Origin of the sequence: Nonomuraea wenchangensis (assembly GCF_900111685.1) — a bacterium.
In the GTDB taxonomy this organism is placed as follows: Bacteria; Actinomycetota; Actinomycetes; order Streptosporangiales; family Streptosporangiaceae; genus Nonomuraea; species Nonomuraea wenchangensis.
The window spans coordinates 334,247-357,169 of record NZ_FOHX01000008.1 but is presented as its reverse complement, the minus strand read 5'-3'; the positions used below and the strand labels follow the sequence as shown (position 1 = coordinate 357,169).

General features: G+C 73.2%; 23 protein-coding genes. 4 read left to right on the top strand and 19 right to left on the bottom strand.

All coding sequences use genetic code 11. The features are described from left to right. Nucleotides 1-81 precede the first annotated feature (81 nt). From BMW85_RS25880 to BMW85_RS25865, 4 genes are all read right to left on the bottom strand, one after another. On the bottom strand, nucleotides 82-1,476 hold the full coding sequence (locus BMW85_RS25880; protein WP_245775063.1) for an amino acid permease: 1,395 nt from the start codon (nucleotides 1,474-1,476) through the stop codon (nucleotides 82-84). Nucleotides 1,477-1,596: 120 nt separating this feature from the next. Continuing rightward, nucleotides 1,597-2,775 (bottom strand): glycosyltransferase family 4 protein, encoded by a 1,179-nt coding sequence (locus BMW85_RS25875; RefSeq protein ID WP_091086140.1) that lies wholly within the window; start codon nucleotides 2,773-2,775, stop codon nucleotides 1,597-1,599. Then, nucleotides 2,772-3,644: a sulfotransferase family protein gene (locus BMW85_RS25870; RefSeq protein ID WP_091086138.1), complete on the bottom strand. Its 873-nt coding sequence runs from the start codon at nucleotides 3,642-3,644 to the stop codon at nucleotides 2,772-2,774. Before BMW85_RS25870 ends, BMW85_RS25875 begins: the two co-directional genes overlap by 4 nt. Before the next feature lie 65 nt (nucleotides 3,645-3,709). Next, nucleotides 3,710-5,272 carry an AMP-binding protein gene (locus tag BMW85_RS25865; protein ID WP_177240885.1) on the bottom strand — a complete coding sequence of 521 codons (1,563 nt, stop codon included), beginning with the start codon at nucleotides 5,270-5,272 and terminating at the stop codon, nucleotides 3,710-3,712. A 142-nt stretch (nucleotides 5,273-5,414) separates the two neighbouring features. Here BMW85_RS25865 and BMW85_RS25860 point away from each other — a divergent pair, with 142 nt between their 5' ends. After that, nucleotides 5,415-5,783: a DUF2171 domain-containing protein gene (locus tag BMW85_RS25860; RefSeq protein ID WP_091086135.1), complete on the top strand. Its 369-nt coding sequence runs from the start codon at nucleotides 5,415-5,417 to the stop codon at nucleotides 5,781-5,783. Here BMW85_RS25860 and BMW85_RS25855 read toward each other — a convergent pair. The 4 genes from BMW85_RS25855 to BMW85_RS25840 are packed head-to-tail and all read right to left on the bottom strand — an operon-like array spanning nucleotide 5,780 to nucleotide 9,428. Continuing rightward, nucleotides 5,780-6,799, bottom strand: a complete 1,020-nt coding sequence (locus BMW85_RS25855) for a nitrilase-related carbon-nitrogen hydrolase (RefSeq protein WP_218155925.1) — start codon at nucleotides 6,797-6,799, stop codon at nucleotides 5,780-5,782. The two genes, BMW85_RS25860 and BMW85_RS25855, sit on opposite strands and share 4 nt — an antisense overlap. Next, nucleotides 6,796-7,236, bottom strand: a complete 441-nt coding sequence (locus tag BMW85_RS25850) for a hypothetical protein (protein WP_091086130.1) — start codon at nucleotides 7,234-7,236, stop codon at nucleotides 6,796-6,798. Before BMW85_RS25850 ends, BMW85_RS25855 begins: the two co-directional genes overlap by 4 nt. Nucleotides 7,237-7,239: 3 nt before the next feature. After that, nucleotides 7,240-8,634: an aldehyde dehydrogenase family protein gene (locus BMW85_RS25845; RefSeq protein ID WP_091086373.1), complete on the bottom strand. Its 1,395-nt coding sequence runs from the start codon at nucleotides 8,632-8,634 to the stop codon at nucleotides 7,240-7,242. Continuing rightward, the gene (locus BMW85_RS25840; protein ID WP_245775062.1) at nucleotides 8,631-9,428 is read right to left on the bottom strand and encodes a DUF1838 family protein; all 798 of its coding nucleotides are present in this window, start codon (nucleotides 9,426-9,428) and stop codon (nucleotides 8,631-8,633) included. The genes BMW85_RS25845 and BMW85_RS25840 overlap by 4 nt, the downstream gene beginning before the upstream one ends. A 259-nt stretch (nucleotides 9,429-9,687) precedes the next feature. Between BMW85_RS25840 and BMW85_RS25835 the strand changes: the two genes are divergently transcribed. Then, the gene (locus tag BMW85_RS25835) at nucleotides 9,688-10,581 is read left to right on the top strand and encodes an SRPBCC family protein (protein WP_091086127.1); all 894 of its coding nucleotides are present in this window, start codon (nucleotides 9,688-9,690) and stop codon (nucleotides 10,579-10,581) included. After that, nucleotides 10,578-11,747 (top strand): zinc-dependent alcohol dehydrogenase, encoded by a 1,170-nt coding sequence (locus BMW85_RS25830; protein ID WP_091086125.1) that lies wholly within the window; start codon nucleotides 10,578-10,580, stop codon nucleotides 11,745-11,747. The genes BMW85_RS25835 and BMW85_RS25830 overlap by 4 nt, the downstream gene beginning before the upstream one ends. 20 nt (nucleotides 11,748-11,767) lie before the next feature. On the opposite strand, the gene BMW85_RS49725 is transcribed toward BMW85_RS25830, so the two are convergent. Then, nucleotides 11,768-11,926 (bottom strand): hypothetical protein, encoded by a 159-nt coding sequence (locus BMW85_RS49725; RefSeq protein WP_177240884.1) that lies wholly within the window; start codon nucleotides 11,924-11,926, stop codon nucleotides 11,768-11,770. Nucleotides 11,927-12,090: 164 nt separating this feature from the next. Then, on the bottom strand, nucleotides 12,091-12,609 hold the full coding sequence (locus BMW85_RS25825; RefSeq protein ID WP_245775061.1) for a DUF6232 family protein: 519 nt from the start codon (nucleotides 12,607-12,609) through the stop codon (nucleotides 12,091-12,093). 294 nt (nucleotides 12,610-12,903) lie between these two features. Between BMW85_RS25825 and BMW85_RS25820 the strand changes: the two genes are divergently transcribed. Next, nucleotides 12,904-14,283, top strand: a complete 1,380-nt coding sequence (locus BMW85_RS25820; RefSeq protein WP_091086120.1) for a S28 family serine protease — start codon at nucleotides 12,904-12,906, stop codon at nucleotides 14,281-14,283. Between the two features lie 15 nt (nucleotides 14,284-14,298). Here BMW85_RS25820 and BMW85_RS25815 read toward each other — a convergent pair whose 3' ends face one another. The 9 genes from BMW85_RS25815 to BMW85_RS25775 are packed head-to-tail and all read right to left on the bottom strand — an operon-like array spanning nucleotide 14,299 to nucleotide 22,907. Next, nucleotides 14,299-15,540: an ABC transporter substrate-binding protein gene (locus BMW85_RS25815; protein WP_091086117.1), complete on the bottom strand. Its 1,242-nt coding sequence runs from the start codon at nucleotides 15,538-15,540 to the stop codon at nucleotides 14,299-14,301. Beyond that, nucleotides 15,537-16,568, bottom strand: a complete 1,032-nt coding sequence (locus tag BMW85_RS25810) for a branched-chain amino acid ABC transporter permease (protein WP_091086115.1) — start codon at nucleotides 16,566-16,568, stop codon at nucleotides 15,537-15,539. Before BMW85_RS25810 ends, BMW85_RS25815 begins: the two co-directional genes overlap by 4 nt. Continuing rightward, nucleotides 16,565-17,422 carry a branched-chain amino acid ABC transporter permease gene (locus BMW85_RS25805; protein ID WP_091086113.1) on the bottom strand — a complete coding sequence of 286 codons (858 nt, stop codon included), beginning with the start codon at nucleotides 17,420-17,422 and terminating at the stop codon, nucleotides 16,565-16,567. Before BMW85_RS25805 ends, BMW85_RS25810 begins: the two co-directional genes overlap by 4 nt. Nucleotides 17,423-17,426: 4 nt before the next feature. Next, nucleotides 17,427-18,122, bottom strand: a complete 696-nt coding sequence (locus BMW85_RS25800; RefSeq protein WP_245775060.1) for an ABC transporter ATP-binding protein — start codon at nucleotides 18,120-18,122, stop codon at nucleotides 17,427-17,429. Further along, nucleotides 18,119-18,880, bottom strand: coding sequence for an ABC transporter ATP-binding protein (locus BMW85_RS25795; RefSeq protein ID WP_091086107.1), 762 nt, complete (start codon nucleotides 18,878-18,880; stop codon nucleotides 18,119-18,121). The genes BMW85_RS25800 and BMW85_RS25795 overlap by 4 nt, the downstream gene beginning before the upstream one ends. 9 nt (nucleotides 18,881-18,889) lie before the next feature. Further along, the gene (locus BMW85_RS25790) at nucleotides 18,890-20,164 is read right to left on the bottom strand and encodes an ABC transporter substrate-binding protein (protein ID WP_091086105.1); all 1,275 of its coding nucleotides are present in this window, start codon (nucleotides 20,162-20,164) and stop codon (nucleotides 18,890-18,892) included. Nucleotide 20,165: 1 nt separating this feature from the next. Further along, nucleotides 20,166-21,257: a branched-chain amino acid ABC transporter permease gene (locus tag BMW85_RS25785; RefSeq protein ID WP_091086103.1), complete on the bottom strand. Its 1,092-nt coding sequence runs from the start codon at nucleotides 21,255-21,257 to the stop codon at nucleotides 20,166-20,168. Then, on the bottom strand, nucleotides 21,250-22,140 hold the full coding sequence (locus BMW85_RS25780; RefSeq protein WP_091086100.1) for a branched-chain amino acid ABC transporter permease: 891 nt from the start codon (nucleotides 22,138-22,140) through the stop codon (nucleotides 21,250-21,252). The genes BMW85_RS25785 and BMW85_RS25780 overlap by 8 nt, the downstream gene beginning before the upstream one ends. Beyond that, complete coding sequence (locus BMW85_RS25775; RefSeq protein ID WP_091086097.1) at nucleotides 22,137-22,907, bottom strand: ABC transporter ATP-binding protein; 771 nt, start codon at nucleotides 22,905-22,907, stop codon at nucleotides 22,137-22,139. Before BMW85_RS25775 ends, BMW85_RS25780 begins: the two co-directional genes overlap by 4 nt. Nucleotides 22,908-22,923: the final 16 nt, after the last annotated feature.

Genomic DNA, 22,923 nt, shown 5'->3' with positions numbered 1-22,923 from the left:
GATGGAAGCCCCCGGGACCCAGGCTATGCCCTGACCCTTTTCGTCCGCCTTTGTGTTGGTATGGGGATGGCAAAACCGGGCTCAGCCCTGGTTGAGCACCGAGTGCCGCCGGCTGTAGGCGAGGTAGACCACGAGCCCGATCAGGAACCACACCGCGAAGCGCAGCCAGGTCAGCGGCTCCAGGAACGTGATCAGCCAGAGGGAGAACACCACGCCGACCGCCGGCACCACCGGCATCCACGGCGTCCGGAACTCCCGGTGCAGGTCCGGCCGCCGGTAGCGGAGCACGATCACCGCCGTGCACACCACCACGAACGCCAGCAGGATCCCGATGTTGGTCAGCTCGGCCGCCTCCCTGATCGGCAGGAACCCGGCGATCAGCCCCGAGGCCACGCCCACGATCCAAGTGACCCGCGAGGGCACCCGCCGCACCGGGTGCAGCCGGGCGAACCAGGCGGGCAGCAGCCCGTCCCTGCTCATCGAGTACCACACGCGGGTGACGCCCAGCATGAACGTGAACATCACGGTCAGGATGCCGACGATGGCGCCCACCGCGATCAGCCCCGCCAGCCCCCGCAGCCCGACGGAGGCGAACGCCGAGGAGAATCCGCTCACCGGGTCGATCTCCCGGTAGTTCTGCATGCCGGTGAGCACCAGCGTGGCCAGGACGTACAGGATCATCGAGATGACCAGCGAGTAGATGATGGCCTTCGGCATGTGCCGCCGGGCGTCGCGCGCCTCCTCGGCCGCGGTGCTCATCGCGTCGTAGCCGAACACCGCGAAGAACACCGTCGCCGCGCCGGTGATCGCCCCGCCCACGCCGAACGGGAAGAACGGCGAGTAGTTGGCCGGGTCGATGAAGAAGAACCCGACCACGATCACCACCAGCACCACGGCGACCTTGATCGCCACCACGGACGTCTCGAACCTGGCGGCCGTCTTGATGCCGCGGTTCAGCAGGAAGGCGATGAGCAGGCACAGCAGCACGGCGAACAGGTCCACCACGTGGCCGTCCCCGGTGCCGGGCGCGCCCAGCATCCAGGCGGGCAGCCCGAGGCCCAGCTCCTCCACCAGGAAGCCGAAGTAGCCGGAGATGCCGATGGCGACCACCGCCACGATCGCGGTGTACTCCAGCAGCAGGTCCCAGCCGATGAACCAGCCGACGATCTCGCCGAGCACCGCGTAGCCGTAGGTGTAGGCGGAGCCGGCCTTCGGGATCATGCCCGCGAACTCGGCGTAGGAGAACGCCGCCGCCGCGCTCGCCACCCCCGCCAGCAGGAACGACACCAGCACCGCCGGCCCGGCCGTCTGGCTGGCCACCGCGCCCGCGAGGGCGAAGATGCCCGCGCCGATGATGCCGCCGACGCCGATCGCCGTGAGCTGCCACAGCCCCAGCGACCGGGACAGATCACCCTCGTGCTCCTCCGCGATCTGCTCGACCGGTTTGCGGCGGAACATGCCTTGCGACGCGGCCACGGCGACCTCCTGAGCACCCTGTCGGTTCTCAGGAGGTCCTTTCCCGGCCCGCTCCTCGCATGCCCCGGCCCCGGCGTACCGGACCGGGATTTGACGCGTACGGCAGCGGACGGGCGGAGGTCAGCGCGCCTTGCCGAAGTCGGCGGGGACCGGCCGGCGGGTGCTCAGCAGCGTGAACAGCTCCTCCCACAGCGGCATCACGACCTCCGGCGTGTAGGCGTGCGCCGTCCGCGCCGCCGCGGCGCCGAGACGCGCCCGCAGCTCGCGGTCGGCCATGAGCCGGCCCAGCTCCTCGCCCAGCCTCGCCACGTCGCGCGGCGGCACGAGGACGCCGTTCTGGCCGGAGACCAGCACGTCGGCGGGCCCGGTCGGGCAGTCGAAGGCGACCACCGGCAGGGCGTGGCCCATCGCCTCGATCATCGCCATCGGCAGGCCCTCGATGCGCGAGCTGAGCGCGTAGATCGACGCCCGCGCCAGCTCCTCGTGGATGCGGTCGCTGCGGCCCATCAGCGAGATCCGCCCCTCCATGCCGGTCTCCTCGATGCGCTGCCGCAGCTTCTGCTGCGAAGGACCGGTGCCGAAGATGCGCAGCCGCCACTCCGGATGCTCCTCCGCCACCGAGGCGAAGGCCGGGATGAGCATGTCGTAGCCCTTCTGCGGCACCAGCCGCCCGGCCGCGATCACCACCGGGTTGCTCTGGTCGGAGTGCTCACGGTGGTCCATGTGGACCGCGTTGGGGATGCGCACGATGGGCGTGTCGTCCAGGATGGCGTGATACTCGGCGCGGCTGGTCTCGGTCAGCACGGCGACCGCGTCGAAGCGCCCGTAGTGGCGGGCGATCTGCTCGCGTACGGCCTCGTGGTAGGCGCCCAGGTTCATGTGCTCCTGCGCGACCCGGATGACCTTGCGCGAGGCGCGGCGGGCGGAGATCAGGTTGAGCGCCGGGCGGGTGGTGACGAGGATGCCGTCGTTCAGCGACGACACGTAGTCCATCACGGCGGCCTCGACGCGCTCGGTGAACCACTCGGCGGCGAACTCGCCGTACGGCACGATCTTGCCGCGCGCCCGCCGCCACACCTTGCGCACCAGGGAGTCGGCCGACACCCCCTCGCGCTGGTCGACCAGCGCGGACAGGCGCACCCGCGGGTCGATGGCGAACTGCGGCTTGCCGCGCCGGCGCACGACGCTGACGATCTCCACGTCGTGGCCCGCCTCGGCCATGGCGTTGGCCTGGTTGACGACCGTGCGGATGGTGCCGCCCATCCCGTACGCGTGCAGCAGCATGTAGCGGATCCTCACGGGAGGTACCCCCACGTGCGCGCCATCCCCTTGAGGACGTCGGGCACCTCCTCCGGGCCCGGCAGCTCGCGGCCCGGCTGCACCTGCCCGGAGCGGATCTTGTCCTTCCAGTCGCCGAGCCCCTTGGTCACCACCTCGGGGGTGCCGTAGTTGAGCATGGCGGGCGCCCACTCGATGGTCAGGAAGCCGCAGATCTCGCGCAGCGTCCGCTCCGGGTCGGCGGTCAGCTCCTCGTAGCGCACGGTCAGGCCGGGCAGCGCCTTCCTGGCACGCTCCACCGCCTTCATGTAGCGCAGCGCGTCCTTCGCCGCCTCCTCGGGCGTGCGCCGGTCCGGGCTGGCCTCGTGCCAGGAGGTCGCGATCGAGGCGGGGTGGCGCAGCAGGAACACGAAGCGCGCGTCCGGCCAGCAGGCGGCCAGGCGCTCGAAGGCGAAGGCGTTGGCGGGCGTCTTGTCCACGATGTACCGCTTGCCGCTGCGGACCAGCTCCCGGTGGAGCACCCGGTCCCACAGCAGGTGCTCCAGGTCGGCCTTGTTGTGGCCGAGCGCGGCCATCGCCTTCTCCGCCAGGTTCGTGCCGAAGTCGACGCCCAGCCGCCGGACGTGCAGCTCGTGCGGGGCGTGCAGGTCGGGGTGGGAGTTCAGCATGGAGCGCAGCAGCGTCGAGCCGGACCGCACGGGCGAGATGACGAACACCGGCGCCCTCAGCAGGCGGTCCGCCTCGGGGTCCGCGGGCGGGCGGAACGAGACGTCGGATGCCTTCTTGGCGGGCACCACCGGTTTGGCCGGGCCGGAGGTCTTGGACACCCGCTCGATGCGCAGGCCCGTGTGCCTTTCCAGCGCGGTGGTGATCTTACGCTGCCACTTCATGGTGGGGGAGGGTACTTACCTTTTCTGCAGATTGTCTGAAAGCGGCCGGCGGGGTGACATCCTCGTCAGTTGATGCGGCGCTCCCGGCCCGCCCAGGCCCGGTCCCGCAGGACGTACTTCTGGATCTTGCCGGTGGAGGTCTTCGGCAGCTCGCCGAACTCCACGCGCTTCGGCACCTTGAACCGTGCCAGCCGCGACCGCACGTGCTCCACGATCTCCTCCGCGGTGGCCGTCGCGCCCTCGCGCAGCGTCACGTACGCGGCGGGCACCTCGCCCCAGTGCTCGTCCGGCACCGCGACGACCGCCACCTCCAGCACCGCCGGATGGTCGGCGATGGCCTGCTCGACCTCGACCGAGGCGATGTTCTCGCCGCCCGAGATGATCACGTCCTTGCTGCGGTCGCGCAGCTCCACGTACCCGTCGGGATGGCGGACGCCGAGGTCGCCGGTGCGGAACCAGCCGTCAGGCGCGGCCGCCGCGGTCGCCTCGGGATCGCGGTAGTAGCCGAGCATGACGTTGTTGCCGCGCAGCGCGATCTCCCCGACCGTCGTGCCGTCGGCGGGCACGTCGCCGCCGTCCCCGGCCACGACGCGGGCGGTGCAGGCGATCATGTTGCCGACGCCCTGGCGGGCCTTCAGCCGCGCCTGGCGCTCGCCGCTCAGCCCGTCCCACTCCGGCCGCCAGTCGCAGATCATCGCCGGGCCGAACGTCTCGGTGAGCCCGTACAGGTGGATGACGTCGAAGCCGAGGCCCGACATGCGGCGCAGGATCGCCGGGGACGGCGGCGCGCCGCCCGTCGAGACCCGCACCGTGCGCTCCAGCGGGGCCGCGTCCGGCGCGTAGGCGATCATGGACAGCACGGTCGGCGCGCCCTCCAGGTGGGTGACGCCCTCGGCCCGCAGCAGCCGCCACACCTCGGCCGGGTCCGGCTTCGGCAGGCACACGTGCGTCCCGGCCGCCGCCGTCACCGCCCAGGGGAAGCACCAGCCGTTGCAGTGGAACATCGGCAGCGTCCACAGGTGCACGGTGGCCGGCGACAGCCCGGCGTGCCCCACCATGGCGAGGGCCTGCAGATAGGCGCCGCGATGGTGGTACATGACGCCCTTCGGGCGGCCGGTGGTGCCGGAGGTGTAGTTGATCGACAGCAGCGCCCGCTCGTCGGCCGGGGTGAGCGCCAGCGGGGCCGCCCGCGCGAGCAGGTCCTCGTACTCCGCGCCGGCCCGGATCCGGTGCGGCGGCCCGGCCAGCCCGGCGAACGCCGCGTCCACCAGGCCGTCGAAGACCGGGTCGTGCACCAGCACGCCCGCCCCCGAGTGCTCCAGGATGTAGCCGACCTCGCCCGGCGCCAGCCGGGTGTTGATCGCCACCAGCGGCACGCCCGCCCACGGCACCCCGAAGTTCGCCTCCAGCAGCACGGAGGTGTTCGGCGCGAGCACCGCCACCGGGCGGCCCCGCGCCAGGGACGCCAGCGCGCCCGCCATCCGGCGGCAGCGCTCGCGCAGCTCGCGGTAGGTGACGCGGCGGTCCCCGTCGATCACGGCGATCCGGTCGCCGTGCGCGTCGGCGGCCCGGTCGAGGAAGGAGACGGGGGTCAGCGGCTCGAACGACAGACCGTCCAGATCGGGCATGCGGGAGTCCTCCGATCAAGAGGCGGGCTCACCCCGCCATCCTGAGCCGCGACCCCGTGCCGCGTCCACCCCGTCCGCCAGGACTTTCCGCCCCCGCGCTGGGTAGTCGTGACGGCCGGACCGAGAGCGAAGGAGCGTTGCCGTGCAGATCCCTCAGCGGCCCGGCATCAGCCAGGTGCACACCGGCATGAAGGTCGTCGACCGCGACGGCAAGGAGGTCGGGACGGTCGAGCTGGTCAAGATGGGCGACCCGCAGGCGGCCACCACCGACGGACAGCAGCCCGGGCGGAGCCCCGGCTTCGTGCCCGTGCTGTCGGACGTGTTCGGCCACGCCGAGCCCGACCTGCCGCCCGCGCTGGCGGCCCGGCTGCTGCGGACCGGCTTCGTGAAGGTGGACGGCCGCGGGCTGTTCGCGCGCGACCTGTACGTCGCCCCCGAGCAGGTCGCCAGGATCGAGGACAACGTGGTGCATCTGTCGACCGACGGCGGCTCCCTGGCGAAGGAGAGCTAGGCCGGGGGCTCCTCAGGGCCGAGGAGGCGGGCGATGGTCTCGGACTGGCGGGTGCGGAACCAGGCGCGCTCGCGGGGGCCCGACTCCAGCCCGCAGGGGCGTTCGACGTCGTGGCGGGCGTACTCGTCGGCCCACAGCGCCGCCTTGACCCGGCTCGGCAGGTTCGCCAGGCCGGGGCGGCGGCGGGCGCGGCGCAGCGCCGCGAGGTCCAGCTCGGCCGCGGCGACCAGCGTCTCGCCCGACCCCGCCCGCGCGAGGGCCCGGCCCTGGGGGTCGATCAGCTCCGAGCCGCCGTTGACGGAGTCGCCGGGGACGGCGCTGCCGGTCAGGCCGCCGGAGTTGGCCGCCACCACGTACGCCAGGTTCTCCACGGCGCGGGCGCGACGGGCGATCGCCTTCGGCGTCAGGTCCGGGGAGGACGCCTCCGAGGTGGGGTTGCAGAACACCTCGGCCCCGCGCAGGGCGAGCGCGCGGGCCAGCTCCGGCACCTGGACCTCCTCCGAGGCCAGCGCCGCCAGGTTGCCGATCTCGGTACGGGCCACCGGCAGCACCGCGTCGATGCCGTACATCTCCGTGTAGCGCTCCCACACGTCGTACGGCGTCGGCGTGAACAGCGAGTGCAGCCGCCGGTAACGCAGCACCACCTCCCCGGCGGGGGAGAGGATCACCGTCGCCTGGAAGTACAGCCCGGGGAAGTGCTCGTCGCGCTCGTAGGCGTTGACGCACAGGAACACCTCCTCGCGTACGGCGATCCCGGCCAGCAGGCGGTATTCGGGCCCGCCGGGGTCGAGCGCCGCCCGCTCACGCCACTCCGGCAGGCTCTCGCGCATCGGGAAGCCGGTCAGCGCGTACTCGGGCAGCACCACGAGCCGCAGCTCCGGCCCGAGCCACGCCTTGGAGCCGGCCACCCGGTCGGCGACGCGGGCGACGGCGGCGGCGATCTCGGCGCGCGGGTCGGCGGCGGCGTTGACGGCCCGCGTGCCGAGCTGCAGCGCCAGGGCCAGGTAGGCGGTCACGCGCCGGTCCTCCACTCGTTTATCAACGTCCTGCGCACGCATACGCCGTCCTCCAGCCACTGCCACACCCGGCTGCGGGAGCGGCCGTCCTCGCTCAGCACGATCAGCTCGAACAGCCGCAGCGGCCGGCCCTTGTAGCGCCAGGTGAGATAGATCGTGCTGTCGTCCACCTCGCGGAACTCCCCCTCCAGCCGGTCGATGTCGATGCGGCACCGGCCGCCGCCCAGGTGGACGGCGGGGAACTCGTGCACCTCGGTGCGGCCGTCGTCCCAGGTGTAGCGGTTGGTCTGGTGGTAGGCGGCGTCGCCGACGATGCGGCACGTCATGTGGACGCGGTGCCGGTCGAGCAGGGCGCCGTCGCGGCCGAGATGGAGGTATTCCCCCTCCCACTCGCCCTCGTGCCGGGCCAGCAGCGGCATCTCCTCGCGCAGTCCCATCGGCTACTCCTCGGTCGGATGCCACCAGGGGTCGGCGGCGGGGGATCGGTTGACGAGGAACGCCCGGCGGCGCAGGAACCGGGCGATGGAGGCCGGGCCCATGCGCGAGCCGCCGAGCCCGGACAGGCGGAAGGAGTGCTTCTCGCCCTCGTGCACGAGCGCGGTGAGCGCGGCGTCGTTGACGCTGACCGCGCCGACCGGCAGCCGGACGGCCACCGCCATGGCCTCCTCCTCGGTGGCGGCGAACACCGCGGCCGACAGCCCGTACGCCGAGTCCGCCGCCAGCGCGACCGCCTCGTCCGGCCCGTCCACGGCCATGACCGGCAGCACCGGCCCGAACGTCTCCTCGGTCATCACCAGCATCGAGTGGTCCACGCCGGACAGCACGGTGGGGCGGCACCAGTGGCCGCCGCCGTGCCGCTCGATCGTCCCGCCGGTGTGCGCGACGGCGCCCCGCGCCAGGGCGTCGGCCAGGTGGGCGGCGATCACGCCGGGCTGGTCGGGCGCGACGATCGGTCCAATGGGGCCGCCCTCGCAGGTCAGCCGGGTCCGCTCCGCCTTGGCCACGAGCAGCGCCAGGAAGGCGTCGTGGACCTCGCGGGCGACGTAGACGCGCTCGATCGACTGGCAGGACTGGCCGGCGTTGGCGGTGCCGCCCCACAGGATCGCCGAGGCGGCCCGGTCGAGGTCCGCCCCGGCCAGGACGATTGCCGGGTCCTTGCCGCCGAGCTCCAGGTGCGCGGGGACGAACGCGCGGGCCGCCGCCTCGGCCACCAGCCGTCCGGTGGGGACGCTGCCGGTGAACACCACGGCGTCCACCAGCCCCACCAGCGCCGCCCCGGTGGCCGGCCCGCCCTCGACGACCGCCAGCGGCAGCTCGCCGGGCACGAGCCGGGTCAGCGGCTCGATGAAGCGCGGCGTCACCTCGCTCGGCTTGACCAGCACCGCGCAGCCGGCGGCCAGCGCGGGGGCGGCGTCGAGGAGGCCGAGCAGCAGCGGGAAGTTCCACGGAGTGATCGCCCCGACCAGCTCGTACGGCACCGCGTCCCCCGCCACGTGCACCCCGGGCAGCTCGGCGGCGAACCCGGCGGGCGGGGCGAGCAGCGCGGGCGCCCGCCGCGCCCACCGCTCGATCGCCTCCGCGACGACCCGCCGCTCCAGCACCGACTCCGCGACCCGCCCGGTGTCGGCCACCAGCGCGGCCAGCAGGTCCTCGTCGCGGGCCAGCGCCGCGGCGAAGCGGGCGAGCACCGGGCCGCGCCCGGCCGGCCCCGCCGCCGCCCAGCCGGCGGCCCGCGCCCGCAGCCCGGCCGCGATCCCGGCGAGCCGGTCCGGCGGGACGGGGCGCAGGTGCCGCTCGGCCCGGCCGGTCAGCGGGTCGAGGACCGGCGTGCTCACGACCGGCTGTGGGCGGCGCACCAGCCGGCCCAGCTCAGGGTGCCCTTGTCGAGCTGCTTGGCGTGGAAGGAGGTCCAGGAGTTCTGGCTCGGCCCCGGCTCGTCGGGCGCGGCGGTGTAGAGCGGGTGGTGGGCCTCCACCTCGGCGCGCAGCCACGGCTCGACGTCGGCGTAGGAGTCGAGCGACCAGGCGAGGGCGCGGTAGGTGAGCTGCCCGCGCACCTGGCTCTCGGCCAGGCCCATGAACGGCGCCCACGGGGCCGTGCGCGTCCAGCTCACCTTGACCCGCATCGCGCCGTCCGGGATCTCGCCGGGGACCGTCCGCGCCGCCACCTCGCGGTCGTCCACCTGGAACTCGAACATCTCCTGCGCCGTGTAGACGCCGCCGACCAGGCCGAACGTCTCGCCCAGAGTGGCGCCGTAGTCGGCGTGGACGGCGATGTCGCTGGTCCAGACGGTCTCGTCGTGCAGCCGGCGCATCGGCGGCCCGGCGAAGGCGGGGGTGATGGGGAACGGGCCGAAGTTGACCGCGTCGTTGTTGATCGGCACGACCGGGTAGGTGCGGCCGTCGAGAGGGTTCGCCCATTCGCGCAGGACGCGCGCCGGGTCGCCGGGGTCGGTGTAGCAGACGAGCTCGCGGGAGAGCTGGTGGAGCCGGTCGGTGCCGGGCACCCGGTAGAGGCGGCGAATGTTGTAGCCCTCGATCCCGAACAGCTTCCGGCCATGCGGAATATCCGGTTTAAGAGCGTCGCCGGGAATGTTGGCGTAGACGGAGCCGGAAATGCGGAAAACCATGTCTTCCCCATCCGGACGTCCGAAAGTTTGCAAGGCCAGCATTCCGCTCGGGTCGGTCACCGTGCGGTAAACGGGGCCGGGATGCGTCGGATCCATGGTGATCACAATAAAGGCTGAGGGCCCGCCGGACGCAGAGTGTATTTCGTGCCGGAAACCGGGTGTGTCATCCCTTTTGTCAGGGGTACGGGCCGCGAAGGGCACCGGGAGGCGTGGCGTCTCCCGGCGCTCGCACGTACATCCGACACCTGTGAAGGACCGCATGATGACCGACCGATTCGCCCGTGCGCTCGGCTGGACCAGCCTCGCGCTCGGCACGGCGCAGCTCGCGGCGCCCCGGGCCGTGACCCGCCTGTGCGGCGTCGACGACGCGCCGGGGGCCAAGACGATCACCAGGCTCGTGGGGGGACGCGAGCTGCTGCACGGCGCGCTGCTGCTCGGCGGCAAGACGCCCGCCCAGTGGACGTGGACCAGGATGGCCGGCGACGCGATGGACCTCGGCCTGCTCGGCAAGGCCGCCGCCGCCCGCACCGGCTTCCGGCGCCGCCGCGCCCTGTTCGCCTTCGGCGCGGTCGCCGGCATCGCCGCACTCGACGCGACCTGCGCCGGGCTCCGCACTCGCAAGGCCCGCAGCCCGCTCCAGGTGCGCGCCTCCATCACCATCAACAAGCCGCGCGCCGAGGTCTACCGCTTCTGGCGCGACCTGGAGAACCTGCCGACCTTCATGACCCACCTGGAGTCCGTGCGCACCCTCGGCGGCGGCCGCTCCCGCTGGCGGGCCAAGGGCCCCGTGGTCGACCTCGAATGGGAGGCCGAGATCATCGACGAGCGCGCCGGCGACCTCATCGCCTGGCGCTCCGTGCCCGGCAGGGGCGTCCGCAACGCGGGCCTGGTCAGCTTCACCGACGGCCCCGCCGGACGCGGCACCGTCGTCGACGTCTCCCTGGAGTACGGCATGCGCGGACGCAAGCTCGCCGCCGCCGTCGCCCGCATGCTCGGCGAGCACCCCGAGCAGCAGGTACGCGACGACCTGCGCCGCTTCAAGCAGGTCATGGAGACCGGCGAGGTCGTCCGCTCGGAGGGCAGCCCCGAGGGCCACCGCGCCCTGCGCCAGCTCCACCAGCACCCCGCCCAGCCGATCGGAGCGCGCGCATGAAGGCCATCGTGTGGACCGGCCGCAACAGCGTCGAGGTCCAGAACGTCCCCGACCCCGCGATGCTCAACGCGCGCGACGCGATCGTCCGCGTCACCTCGACCGCGATCTGCGGCTCCGACCTGCACCTCGTGGACGGCTACATCCCGACCGTGAAGAAGGGCGACATCCTCGGCCACGAGTTCATGGGCGAGGTCGTCGAGGTCGGCCCCGGCGTGCGCAACCTGCGGCCAGGCGACCGCGTCGTGGTGCCGTTCCCGATCGCCTGCGGCGCCTGCTTCGCCTGCGAGGCCGAGCTGTACTCCCTGTGCGAGAACTCCAATCCCAACGCGGGCATGGCCGAGAAGCTGATGGGCCACTCGCCCGCCGGCATCTTCGGCTACTCGCACATGCTGGGCGGCTACCCCGGCGGCCAGGCCGAGTACGTGCGCGTCCCGTTCGCCGACGTCGGCCCCATCAAGATCGAGGACGACCTGCCGGACGACAAGGTGCTGTTCCTGTCCGACATCTTCCCCACCGGCTTCATGGGCGCCGAGATGTGCGACATCAAGCCGGGCCAGACGATCGCGATCTGGGGCGCGGGGCCCGTCGGGCAGCTCGCCGCGGCCAGCGCGTTCCTGCTCGGCGCCGACCGGGTCATCGTCATCGACCGGTTCCCTTACCGGCTCAAGCGGGCCCAGCGGACCGGCGCCGAGGTCCTCGACTACGAGGAGGTGAACGTGCTGGACGCGCTGCGCGACATGACCGGCGGGCGCGGTCCCGACGCCTGCATCGACGCCGTCGGCATGGAGGCGCACCACCCGACCCCGGCCATGTACGCCTACGACCGCGGCAAGCAGGCCGCCCGGCTGGAGACCGAGCGCCCGTACGCGCTGCGCGAGGCCATCATGGCCTGCCGCAACGGCGGCGTGGTGTCGGTGATCGGCGTCTACGGCGGGTTCATCGACAAGTTCCCGATGGGCACCGTCATGAACCGTTCGCTCACCCTCCGGGCCGGGCAGTGCCACGTGCAGCGCTACATGCGGCCGCTGCTGGACCGGATCCGCGCCGGCGAGATCGACCCGAGCTTCGTCATCTCGCACCGGATGCCGCTGAGCGAGGCGCCGCGCGGCTTCGAGCTGTTCAAGAACAAGCAGGACGACTGCAACAAGGTCGTGCTCATGACGTAGCGCCGCGCGGGGGAGGGGCGTCAGCCCCGCTGGTCCTTCTCCCCCGCGTACGCGACCGCCGCCCACGCGGCCAGCAGGACGGCGGCGGCCGCGAACACCCACCAGCTCCACGACGCGGTGAGCAGATTGATCAGCGCGCTCACGACCGCCGACAGCACCGCGCCGCCGGCGGCCGTCACCGCTTTTCTTCGTGGTTTTCCTGCCGCGTTTCCCGGCTGGGGCGGAAAAGCGGGCGGCGGGGCCGGATGAGGCTGCCCGCCGCCGGCCACGATGTCGCCGGACCCGTGGTGCGTCGCCTTTCCGATGCTCCCCGGCCCGTATTGGTGGATCTCGTCGCCGCCGTTCATCGGGTCTCGATGTTTCCGGCGCCGTGGTGGGTCGCTTTCCCGATGCTGCCGGCGCCGTACTGGTTGATGACCTCGTTGCGGCCCACGGCGTGGGTGATGTTGAAGGTCATGGGCGGCAGGTCGAGCTTGCCCACGGCGGCGGTGAGATCGGCCGAGAGCTGGTCGATCTCGCTTCTGTCGGTGCCCCAGACGGCTTCGCGCTCGACTCCGGCGGTGCCGATGACCAGGCCGTACACCGGCGGCAGCCGGAGCACCGCGACCAGCCGCCAGATCAGCACCGCGAGCACGAGGAGGACCGCGAGCGTCCAGACGTCGCCCAGCGCCCCCACGAGCACGCCGCCGAAGATCAGGGTGAGCAGCGCGCGGACGACGAATTTCCGCCAGGCCGCGCCCTTGTCGGCCACCAATTTCCGCTGCCCGATGTGCGTGATGGTCCGCAGCGCGTAGGTGTCGCTGCCGACCTGCATGACCCCGTCGCGAACCAGCACCTGCACCGGCCCGTAATCAGATCCCATTGTCCCGCCCCCTTCTTGAGAGATAAGAAGAAATCTATGTTTCGGTGGCGGTCAATGCGCGGAGTATTGATAACTAGTTGGATTCATTGGACGGACATTCGTGTAACTGCATTTGCCGGAAAAATGAAAAACACTGAAATTCAGTGATATATCCGGCGAGTGCCGCGAACGCGGTCCGGCCACCGCCGGGCGAGCCCCAGGGGACAGAACGGGAGAAGTCAACCCTTGCCCTCCGGGAAGATCGCGGGGACACTGCGGTCGGACCCGTGCTCACGTCCGGCTGGAGGCGCCACCGTGCGAACCCTGCTCCTGACCGTCCTGCTCGTCCTGACCGCCGTCACCGCGCCCGCCGCCGCGCCGGCCGCCGCGGCCGAGGAGCAGGACCTGCTGGACCAGCTCAAGGCCGTTCCCGGCCTGACCGTGGTGTCGGAGACGCAGCCGGCCGGCTACCGGTTCTTCGTCCTCAGCTACACCCAGCCGGTCGACCACCGCGACCCGCGCAAGGGGACGTTCCAGCAGCGCCTCACCCTGCTCCACCGCGCCACCGACGTGCCCGTGGTCCTCTACACCGGCGGCTACGGCCTGGCCGTCCAGCCCGCCCCCTCGCGGACCGAGCCCACCAGGATCCTCGACGCCAACCAGGTCTCCGTCGAGCACCGCTTCTTCCGCTCCTCGCGCCCAGCCCCCGCCGACTGGCGCGACCTGAACATCTGGCAGGAGGCCACGGACGAGCACCGCATCGTCCAGGCGCTCAAGATGATCTACCAGGGCCGCTGGATCCAGACCGGCGCCAGCAAGGGCGGCATGACCTCCGTCTACCACCGCCGTTTCTACCCCGGCGACGTGGACGGCGTCGTGGCCTACGTCGCCCCCGACGACCCGGTCAACCAGCTCGACCGCGACTACGACCGCTTCTTCGCCGAGGTCGGCACCGCCCCCTGCCAGCAGGCGCTCGAGACCGTGCAGCGCCAGGCGCTGCTGCGCCGCGACCGGATGGTCCCCCTGCTGGAGGCGGACGCCGCCCGCAACGGCTACACCTTCACCAGGACCCTCGGCAGCGCCGACCGCTCGTACGAGATGACCGTCCTGGACACGGTGTGGGCCTTCTGGCAGTACTCGACGGCCGCGGACTGCGCCTCCGTGCCGCCCGCCACCGCCACCGACGAGCAGCTCTACGCCTGGATCGACAACGTCGCGTTCTTCGGCTTCTACACCGACCAGGGCCTGGAGTACTACTGGCCCTACTACCACCAGGCCGCCACCCAGCTCGGCTGGCCCGACCTCGCCTTCGCCCACCTGCGCGGCCTCACCAGGTACCGCGACCTCTACCAGCCCAACTCGGTGCTGCCCGTCGAGCTGCGCGCCCGGCACCAGCCCCTGCCCATGCTCGACGTGGACCTGTGGGTGCGCACCCAGTCGGAGCGGATGATGTTCGTCTACGGCCAGAACGACCCCTGGAGCGCCGAACGGTTCACCCCGTCCGGGCGGGACTCGTACCTGTACGTCGTGCCGGGCGCCAACCACGGCGCCAACATCGCCTCCCTGCCCGACGCCGAGCAGAGGGAGGCCATCGCGACGCTGCGGCGCTGGGTGGGAGGGACGTCGTTGCTGCGCTCCCCGGGCACCGCGACGCTGCCGGGCGACGACATGCTCGTCCACCGCCGCCCCGCTTGATCACTGTCCGCCTGATCACTGTCCGGCCGGCCCGGCGCGGGTGTCGATCACCCGCCCGAACGGCACCCACCGCTCGCCCTCGAAGCGCGAAAGCTGCTCGGCCTCGATCGGGAAGGCGTCACCCGGCCCGGTGGACAGCGTGATCCCCGGCAGCAGCATGCCGAGCCGGACGTCGTCCAGCCGGTGCGCCGCCGCGCGCAGCGCCTCCCGCGAGGGGCAGCGCATGCGCCGCAGCGTCTTGACGAACGCCTCCGCCGCCGACCAGCCGAAGACCACCTGCTGGCTGCCGGGGTCGGCCTCGGGGGCGTAGCGCTCCAGCGCCGTCAGATACGTCCGCACGGCCGGGTCGTCGGCCCACTCCGGCGCGGCCGGATCCTTCTGGAACCCGGCGGTGATCACACCCTGCACCTTGTCGTAGCCGACCGGCTGGAGCACGGCGGGGGAGGCGGCCACGCCGTTCAGTATGTGCAGCGGGTTCCAGCCGGTCATGGCGGCGTCGGCGGCCAGCGCCTGCGCGGCGAACTTCGGCGTGCTCACGTCGAGCAGCACGTCCGCCTTCGACGCGGCGAGGTTGGCGAGCTGGCCCTGCACGCCGGGGTCGGTCACCTCGTAGCCGCGCTCGGCCACGATCCGCACCGAGGTGCCGGCGATCGCGCGGCGGAAGCCGTCCAGCAGCTCGTGGCCGAAGTCGTCGTTCTGGTAGAGCACCGCGACGCGGGCGTGCGGCAGCTCCTCGGCGAGGTAGCGGGCGTAGACGCGGGCCTCGGCGACGTAGCTCGGCTGGAAGCCGATCGTCCAGGGGCGGCGCTCGGCCTCGGCGCCCCACGCGGCGGCCCCGGTCGCGACGAACACCTGCGGCACCTTCCACCGGTGCGCGAACTCGCGCACCGCCGCCGTCGAGGGCGTGCCGAGCGTCTGGAACAGCGCGAACACCCGCTCGTGCAGCACCAGCCTGCGGGCCTCCTCGACCGCGCGGGCCGGCTCGTAGGCGTCGTCGCGGACCAGGAACTCGACGCGCCGCCCGTCCACGCCGCCGTGCCGGTTGAGGTGCGCGAAGTACGCGCTCGCGCCCTGCGCGACCGCGGCGTAGGCGGAGGCGGGCCCGGACAGCGGGTAGATCCCGCCCACCTTGACGTGATCCGCGTCGATGCCGGTGCCGTCCTGGCCCGCGCACTCGCCGGTGAGCACGGCGCCGCCGCCGTCCGCCCGGCACCCGGTCAGCAGCAGGAGCGTCAGGACCAGCAGGACGCGCCTCATGCCCGCCTCCCCGCCGGGAGCCGGGCGGCCACGGCGGCGGCGGCCCGGCGCAGCAGCCCCGCAAGGCCGGTCGGGGCCGCGTAGACCACCGCGACGATGAGCAGCCCGGACACCAGGCCGGGGGCGGCCGGGTTCAGCTCGCGGGCCGCGGCCGGCACCGCCGTCACGACCAGCGCGCCGAGCAGCGGCCCGGCCGGCGTCGCCAGGCCGCCGATCACCGCCCCCGCCAGCAGGGTGATGGACAGGCTCAGCGTGAAGGTGTCCGGCGCGACGAACCCGGTCGTCCACGTGTGGAGGGCGCCCGCCACGCCCGCGTACATCGCGCTCCAGGCGAACGCCCGCGTCAGGTGGGACGCGGCCTGCATGCCGAGCACCTCGGCCGCCGCCGGATGCTGCCGGATCGCGGTGAGCGCCCGCCCGCCGCGCGAGCGCGTCAGGTTGCGGATCCCGGCCACGGCCACCGCCGCCGTGGCCAGCACCAGGAAGTAGATCCACTGGTCGTCGTCGAGCCCGGCCCCGCGCGGCGTGGCCACCGGCATCCCCATCGCGCCGCCGGTGACCTCCGGGAACCGCTTGAGCAGCGGCGGCAGCACCACCGCGACGGAGAAGGTCACCACCGCCAGGTACAGGCCGCGCAGCCGCAGCGCGGGCAGCCCGGCCGCCCAGCCCAGCCCGTACGTGACCAGCGCGGCGGCCGGCAGCGTCACCGGGTACGGCAGCCCCAGCCGCCCGATCATGACCGCCGCCACGTACGCCCCGACGCCGAAGAAGGCCCCGTGCCCCAGCGAGATCTGCCCGCTGTGTCCCACCACGAGGTCCAGCCCGAGCAGCGCCACGGCGTACACCAGCACCAGCGTCACCTGGAACAGCCGGTACGGCGGCAGCACGAACGGCAGCCCCGCCGCCGCCACCACCGTCATGGCGAGCGCGGCCCGCCGCCACGGCCACGTCCGCCGCCGGTCGCCGGCCGCGAGCCCCACCGCCGGCCGCCGGTGCCCGGTGAGCGCGGCCCCGCGGACGCCGGTCATGCCCGCTCCACCGGAGCCGAGCCGAACAGGCCCTGCGGGCGCAGCAGCAGCACCGCGACCACGATCACCAGCGGCACCGCGATCTTCAGATCCGCCCCCACGAATCCGAGGTACGTGCCCGCCAGCGTCTCGGTGACCCCGACGGCCAGCCCGCCCGCCACGGCGCCGAGCGCGCTGTCGAACCCGCCCAGCGTGGCGGCGGCGAAGGCGTAGACCAGCACTCCGGTCATCATCGAGGGCTCCAGGAAGAGCGTCGGGGCGAGCAGCACCCCCGACAGCGCGCCGACCGCCGCCGCCGCGCCCCAGCCCAGCGCCAGCACCCGCCCCACGCGTACGCCCGACAGCCGCGCCGAGCGGGCGTCCGCCGCGACGGCCCGCATCACCAGGCCGAGCCCGGTCCGCCGGACCACCAGCGCGAGCGCCCCCAGCACCGCTCCGGCCACGCCCGCGGCCGCCAGCGCGGCGAGCCCCGGCGGGCTGTCGGGGAACGGGCTCGGGAAGGCCCGCAGCGCCGCCGTCCACACCAGCGTGGCCAGCGCGTTCACCAGCACGTACAGGCCGATCGTGGTCACCACCAGCGTCACCTCGCCCGCGCCGCTCTCCAGCCTGCGGATGACCAGCCGCTCGGTCAGCACGCCCGCGGCGAAGGCGAGCGCCACCGTCACCGGCAGCGCCACCCAGTACGGCATGCCGGACACGACGAGCTGCCAGGCCACGTAGGTGGCGAGCATGGCCAGCTCGCCCTGCGCGAAGTTGACGATCCCGGTGAAGCGGTAGGTGAGCACCAGGGCCAGCGCGAGGGCCGCGTACCCGGCGCCCGCGCCCAGACCTTCCAGGAGTTGCTGTCCGAACACCGGCTCACCACCTCCCTCGGACGCGCCTGGCGGTGATCCGGCCCGCCTCCATGAGGAAGGACCGGTGCGCCACCTCCAGCGCCGCCGGCACGTTGTGCTCGACGATGACCATCGTGGTCCCCTCGTCCCTGTTGATCGCGTGAATGGTGCGGAAGAGCAGGCCCGCCGTCCGGGGGGCCAGGCCGCGCATCGGCTCGTCCATGAGCAGCAGCCGGGGGCGGGCCATCAGCGCGCGGGCGATGGCGAGCAGGCGCTGCTCGCCGCCGCTCAGCGTGCCCGCGGGCTGGCTGAGCTGCGCCCGCAGCACCGGGAACCAGCCGAACAGCCGGTCCAGGTCCTCGCCGGCGCCGCGCCGCGGCCACGGGCGGGCCCGCGCGCCCACCCGCAGGTTCTCCTCGACGGTCAGCGGGCCGAACGTGCCGCCCTCCTGGGTGACGTGCGCGACCCCGAGCCGGGCGATCTCGTCGGGGGCGCGGCCGAGCAGCCGCGTCCCGTCGAGCGTGGCCGTGCCGCGCGCCCGTACCAGGCCGGACAGGGCGCGCAGCAGCGTCGTGCGGCCCGCGCCGTTCGGGCCGAGCAGCACCGCGATCTCGCCCTCCGGCACGGTCAGGTCGACGCCGTGCAGCACGCGGGCCGCGCCGTACTCGGCCCGCAGCCCCCGCACCTCCAGCCCGGCGCCTGCCACTGGCGGGCCGGTCACCGCGTGACTCCCAGGCAGGCCGCCACCACGGCGGGGTCCCGTCGGACGGCGTCCGCCGGGCCGTCGGCGATCTTGTGTCCGCGTTCCAGGCAGACGATCCTGCGGCACAACGACAGCACGAAGTCCAGGTGGTGCTCCACGACGACGATCGTCAGCCGCAGCTCGGCGTGCAGCCGCCGGATCAGCCCGGCGAACGCCGGCACCTCGGCCGGGGCGAGCCCGCCCGCCGGCTCGTCGAGCAGCAGCAGCCGCGGCCCGGCCGCCAGCGCCCGCGCGATCTCGACGAGCTTGGTCGTCCCGTACGGCAGCGCCTCGGGCGGATGGTCGGCGTACTCGCCCAGCCCGAACCGGGCCAGCAGCGCGTCGGCCGTCTCCCGCAGCCGCCGCTCCTCGCCCGCCGCCAGCCCGAGCGCCGCCCCCCAGAACCCGGCCCGGCCGTGCCGGTGCGCGCCCGCCATGACGTTCTCCCGCACCGACAGGCCGGGGAACAGCGCGGTGTTCTGGAAGGTGCGGGCCACCCCGCGCCCCGCCACCCGGTGCGCGGGCAGCCGGGCCAGGTCCTCGCCCGCCAGCAGCACCCGGCCCTCCTGCGGCGCGCACCGCCGGGTCAGGCAGTCGAACAGGGTGCTCTTGCCCGCGCCGTTGGGCCCGATGAGGCCGACGAGCTCGCCCTCGCCGACGGCGAGGTCCACGCCAGAGAGCGCGGTGACCCCGCCGAAGCGCATGGTGAGCCCGGAGACCTCCAATAACGCGGCCATGTCGGGGGCTCAGCCCGCCGTGGGGACGGTGTACCCCTCGGCCAGCTCGGACACGGCGGCCTCCTTGACGAGCGTGGCGCCGCCGACAGCGTCCTTGTCCGGCTTGACGATGTACGACGAGCGCGAGGCGGGCCGGTCGTAGACGCTGAAGTCCATCGGCGTGCCGCCCAGCCCGGCCTCCCACGCCTTCTGCGAGCGGTGGGCCGCGAGGATGCCCGCCCGACTGAGGTCCTTGCTCTCGCACGCCTTGCGCAGGGCGTCGCCGACGATGACGGCCGCCGTCCAGCCGGCCGCCACGCCGCTGTCGAGCGGCTGGCCGGCGTACTTGGCCCCGTAGTCGGCGATGAGCTTCTGGTAGGCGGGCAGCGGCGCGCTGATCGGGGCGCCGGCGGTCACGTAGTAGAAGTCCTTCAACAGCGCGGGCGCGGCCGGCGTGTCGAGCAGCTGCGGGCTGTAGGCCGAGTTGCTGCCCATGAACGGCACGTCCATCCCGCCGGCCAGGGCCACGCCGACCAGCGAGGCGGCCTGGCGCGGGCCGACCGAGACCAGCACGGCCTTCACCCCCGCCTTCTTGAACGCCGCCACCTGGGCCGTCATGTCCTGGTCCGTCGCCTTGATCTTCTGCTCGACCACGGTGAGGCCGAGCTTGCCTGCCGCGTACGTGGACCCGGCGAGGGCGCTCTCGCCGTAGTCGCCCTCGAAGTACAGGTGACCGATCTTGTCGCCGGACTTGAGCCCCTTCTCCTTCACCAGGAAGTCCACGCCGTTGATCATGTCCACGTCGTACGTGGTGCCGGTGACCTGGATGGCCTCGCTGCCGAGCAGCCCGGTCGCCCACGCCATCGGGATGGTGAGCACCTTGTCGGCGTTGATCTTGTCCTTGAGCGCGGTCACCATCGGCGAGCCGATGAACTGCGGGATCGCGGCGGTCTTCGGCGCCACCTCGGCATAGGACGCCATCGCCTTCTGGGCGTCGTAGCCGTGGTCGCGCACGACGGTCTCGATCTTCCTGCCGCAGACGCCGCCCGCCTGGTTGACCTGGTCGAAGTAGAGCTGCTGGGCCTGGGTGAGGCTCTTGCCGAGCGAGGCGTACGGGCCGGTCAGGTCGGTGAGCAGGCTCAGGGTGATCGTGTCGGCGGTCACGCCGGGGCCCGTCTTGACGCCGTCGCCGCCGGTGGCGCTCGCCTGGCCGTCGCCGCCGGTGGCCTTGCCGCTGGCGCAGGCGGTGGCGGCCAGCGCCAGGGACACGAGCGCGGCGACGACGGCCTTGCGGTTAGTGGACATGTCAGCTCCTGGTCTCAGGGGACGGGGTGGGGTTCGCGGACAGGGGGAGCCGCAGGCCGGGCAGCCGCCGGCGCAGCGAGTGGAGCAGGCCGAGCAGGCCGCCCGGCAGGAAGAGCACGACCGCGACCACGGCCGCGCCGTACAGGAGGCGGGCGGCCTCGGCGGGGGAGACGCCGTCGCCGGAGCCCGGCGCGGCCACCAGCGGCAGCGCGTCGCCGTAGCGGGTCAGCAGCTGCGGCAGCAGGGAGACGAAGACCGCCCCGATCACCGCGCCGCCGACCGACCCGAGGCCGCCGATCACGATCATCGCGAGGTAGTCGAGGGAGAGCAGCATGCCGAAGTAGTCCGGCACCGTGCGCTGGAAGACCAGGGCGAGCAGCACGCCGGCGAGGCCGCCGTACATGGACGACAGCACGAACACCCCGGCCCGGTAGCGGGCGACCGGCACGCCCATCACCCCGGCCGCGATCTCGTGGTCGCGGATGGTGTTCATGGCCCGCCCGGGACGGCCGCGCAGCACGCCGCGGGCGAACAGCGCCGCGGCCAGCAGCACCGCCCCGCCGAGGAACCACAGCCGCTCCAGCGCGCCGAACGGCACGTCCATGACGACCAGCTCCGGCGCGTCGGAGAAGACGAAGCCGAACAGCTCCAGCGGCGGCACCGCGCGGCCGTTGAAACCGCCCGTCACCGGCCCCGCGTTGAACAGCAGGTGCTGCCCGAGGAAGATCAGCGCCAGCGTGGCGATGCCCAGGTAGGCGCCCTTGAGCCGCCCGGCGATCGGGCTGAACAGCCCGCCCGCCGCCCCCGACAGGACCACGGCGAGCACGGCGGCGAGCGGCGTGGGCAGGCCCAGGCCGCCCAGCGACCCCGTGGGCTCGGCGGCGAAGTACACGTAGGCGTAGGCGCCGACCGCCAGGAAGAACGCGTGGCCCATGGAGAGCTGGCCGGTGGCGCCGGTCAGCAGGTTGAGCCCGATCGCGCCGACCGCGGCCGACATCGCGAACAGCCCCGCCTGCAGCCAGAACCCCTCCAGGTAGAAGGGCACCACCACGAAGGCGGCCAGCACGCCGGCCCTGATCAGATGCCTAGACACGGGCGAGCTCCTTCGTACCGAACAGGCCCGCGGGCCGCAGCAGCAGGATGGCGATCATGACGAGGAACGGCGCCACGTCGCCGATCCCGCGGCCCAGGAAGGTCAGGTCGTTCTGGTAGCCGGTCATCAGCGCCTCGGTGACCCCGACGACCAGGCCGCCGACCAGCGCGCCCGTCGTGGAGTCCAGTCCGCCGAGAATGGCCGCGGGGAACGCCTTCAGCGCCGCGAACGAGGCGCCCCGGTCCAGGCCCGGCGTGGGGAAGACGCACAGGAACAGCGCGGCCACCGCCGCCAGCGCCCCGGCCACCGCCCACGCGCTGAGCGACACCCTGCCGAGCCGCACGCCCATCAGCGCGGCCGTCTCCGGGTCCTCGGCCGTGGCCCGCATCGCCACGCCCCAGCCGGTGAACTTGAACGCCAGCAGGAACACCGCGATCAGCAGCGCCGCCGTGACCAGCGCGACCAGCCGGGTCTCGGCCACCGGCACCGGCCCCAGGTGCACCACCCGCGACCCCCACGGATCGCCCATGGCCAGCACCTCGGCGCCGATCCTGCGGGTCAGCTCGGTGGTCAGCACGATGTCCACGCCGATCGTCACGATCGCGAGCACGCCGTGCGTGGCCGCCTTCGACCGGCGGATGACGAGGAACTCCACCAGCGCGCCGAGCACGGCGGCCACGGCGATCCCGGCCAGCAGCGCGGGCCAGAAGCCGATCGCGGCGTGCAGCCGCGCCACCACGTAGCCGCCGGCCAGCAGCAGCGAGGCGTGCGCGAAGTTCACCACGTCCGTCGCCTTGAAGATGACGACGAAGCCGAGCGCGATGAGCGCGTACACGGCCCCGATGGAGATCCCGTTGACGAGCAGCTCCAGGAATGTGATCACAAGCCCTCCTCGGTGCCCAGGTACGCGCCGACGACCTTGGGATCGTTCTGCACCTCGGCGGGCGGGCCGTCGGCGATGCGGCGGCCGAAGTCCAGCACGGTCACCCGGTCGGCGAGCCGCATGACCATGCCCATGTCGTGCTCCACGAGCAGGATGGAGATCCCGAGGCTCTCCCTGACCGAGACGATCAGCTCGGCCATCTCCACCCGCTCGCCGCTGTTCATGCCGGCGACCGGCTCGTCGAGCAGCAGCAGGCGCGGCTCCATCGCCAGGGCGCGGGCCAGCTCCACCCGTTTGCGCACCCCGTACGGCAGCAGCCCGACCGGCGTGCCGAGCAGGTCGCCGAGCCCGACGAACGCGGCGATCTCCGCGATCCTCGCCTCGTGCGCGCGCTCCTCGCGGCGGGCGCGGGGCAGCCGCAGCCCGGCCGCGACGAAGCCGGCGCGGGTGAGCCGGTGCCGGCCGAGCAGCAGGTTGTCGCGCACCGGCAGGCGGGGGGAGAGCGCGATGTTCTGGAACGTGCGGGCCACGCCCAGCGCCGCCACCTCGTGCGGGCGCAGCGCGGTCAGCTCGGCCCCGCCCAGCCGGACGCTGCCCGAGGTGGCCCGGTAGACGCCGGACAGCACGTTGAAGCAGGTGGACTTGCCGGCCCCGTTCGGGCCGATCAGCGCGTGCACCGTGCCGGGCTCGACGGTGAAGCTGACGCCGTCGAGCGCCGTCAGCCCGGCGAAGCGCACGGTCACGTCACGGACCTCCAGCGGCGGCATACCGCCCGGTTGGTAT

Bases quoted from the DNA above. Each gene is read 5' to 3' on its own strand.
- BMW85_RS25870 (WP_091086138.1), bottom strand. From the start codon at position 3,644: ATGAAGTGGCAGCGTAAGATCACCACCGCGCTGGAAAGGCACACGGGC.
- BMW85_RS25865 (WP_177240885.1), bottom strand. From the start codon at position 5,272: ATGCCCGATCTGGACGGTCTGTCGTTCGAGCCGCTGACCCCCGTCTCC.
- BMW85_RS25850 (WP_091086130.1), bottom strand. From the start codon at position 7,236: ATGGGACTGCGCGAGGAGATGCCGCTGCTGGCCCGGCACGAGGGCGAG.
- BMW85_RS25840 (WP_245775062.1), bottom strand. From the start codon at position 9,428: ATGGTTTTCCGCATTTCCGGCTCCGTCTACGCCAACATTCCCGGCGAC.
- BMW85_RS25835 (WP_091086127.1), top strand. From the start codon at position 9,688: ATGATGACCGACCGATTCGCCCGTGCGCTCGGCTGGACCAGCCTCGCG.
- BMW85_RS25830 (WP_091086125.1), top strand. From the start codon at position 10,578: ATGAAGGCCATCGTGTGGACCGGCCGCAACAGCGTCGAGGTCCAGAAC.
- BMW85_RS25825 (WP_245775061.1), bottom strand. From the start codon at position 12,609: ATGGGATCTGATTACGGGCCGGTGCAGGTGCTGGTTCGCGACGGGGTC.
- BMW85_RS25815 (WP_091086117.1), bottom strand. From the start codon at position 15,540: ATGAGGCGCGTCCTGCTGGTCCTGACGCTCCTGCTGCTGACCGGGTGC.
- BMW85_RS25810 (WP_091086115.1), bottom strand. From the start codon at position 16,568: ATGACCGGCGTCCGCGGGGCCGCGCTCACCGGGCACCGGCGGCCGGCG.
- BMW85_RS25795 (WP_091086107.1), bottom strand. From the start codon at position 18,880: ATGGCCGCGTTATTGGAGGTCTCCGGGCTCACCATGCGCTTCGGCGGG.
- BMW85_RS25790 (WP_091086105.1), bottom strand. From the start codon at position 20,164: ATGTCCACTAACCGCAAGGCCGTCGTCGCCGCGCTCGTGTCCCTGGCG.
- BMW85_RS25775 (WP_091086097.1), bottom strand. From the start codon at position 22,907: ATGCCGCCGCTGGAGGTCCGTGACGTGACCGTGCGCTTCGCCGGGCTG.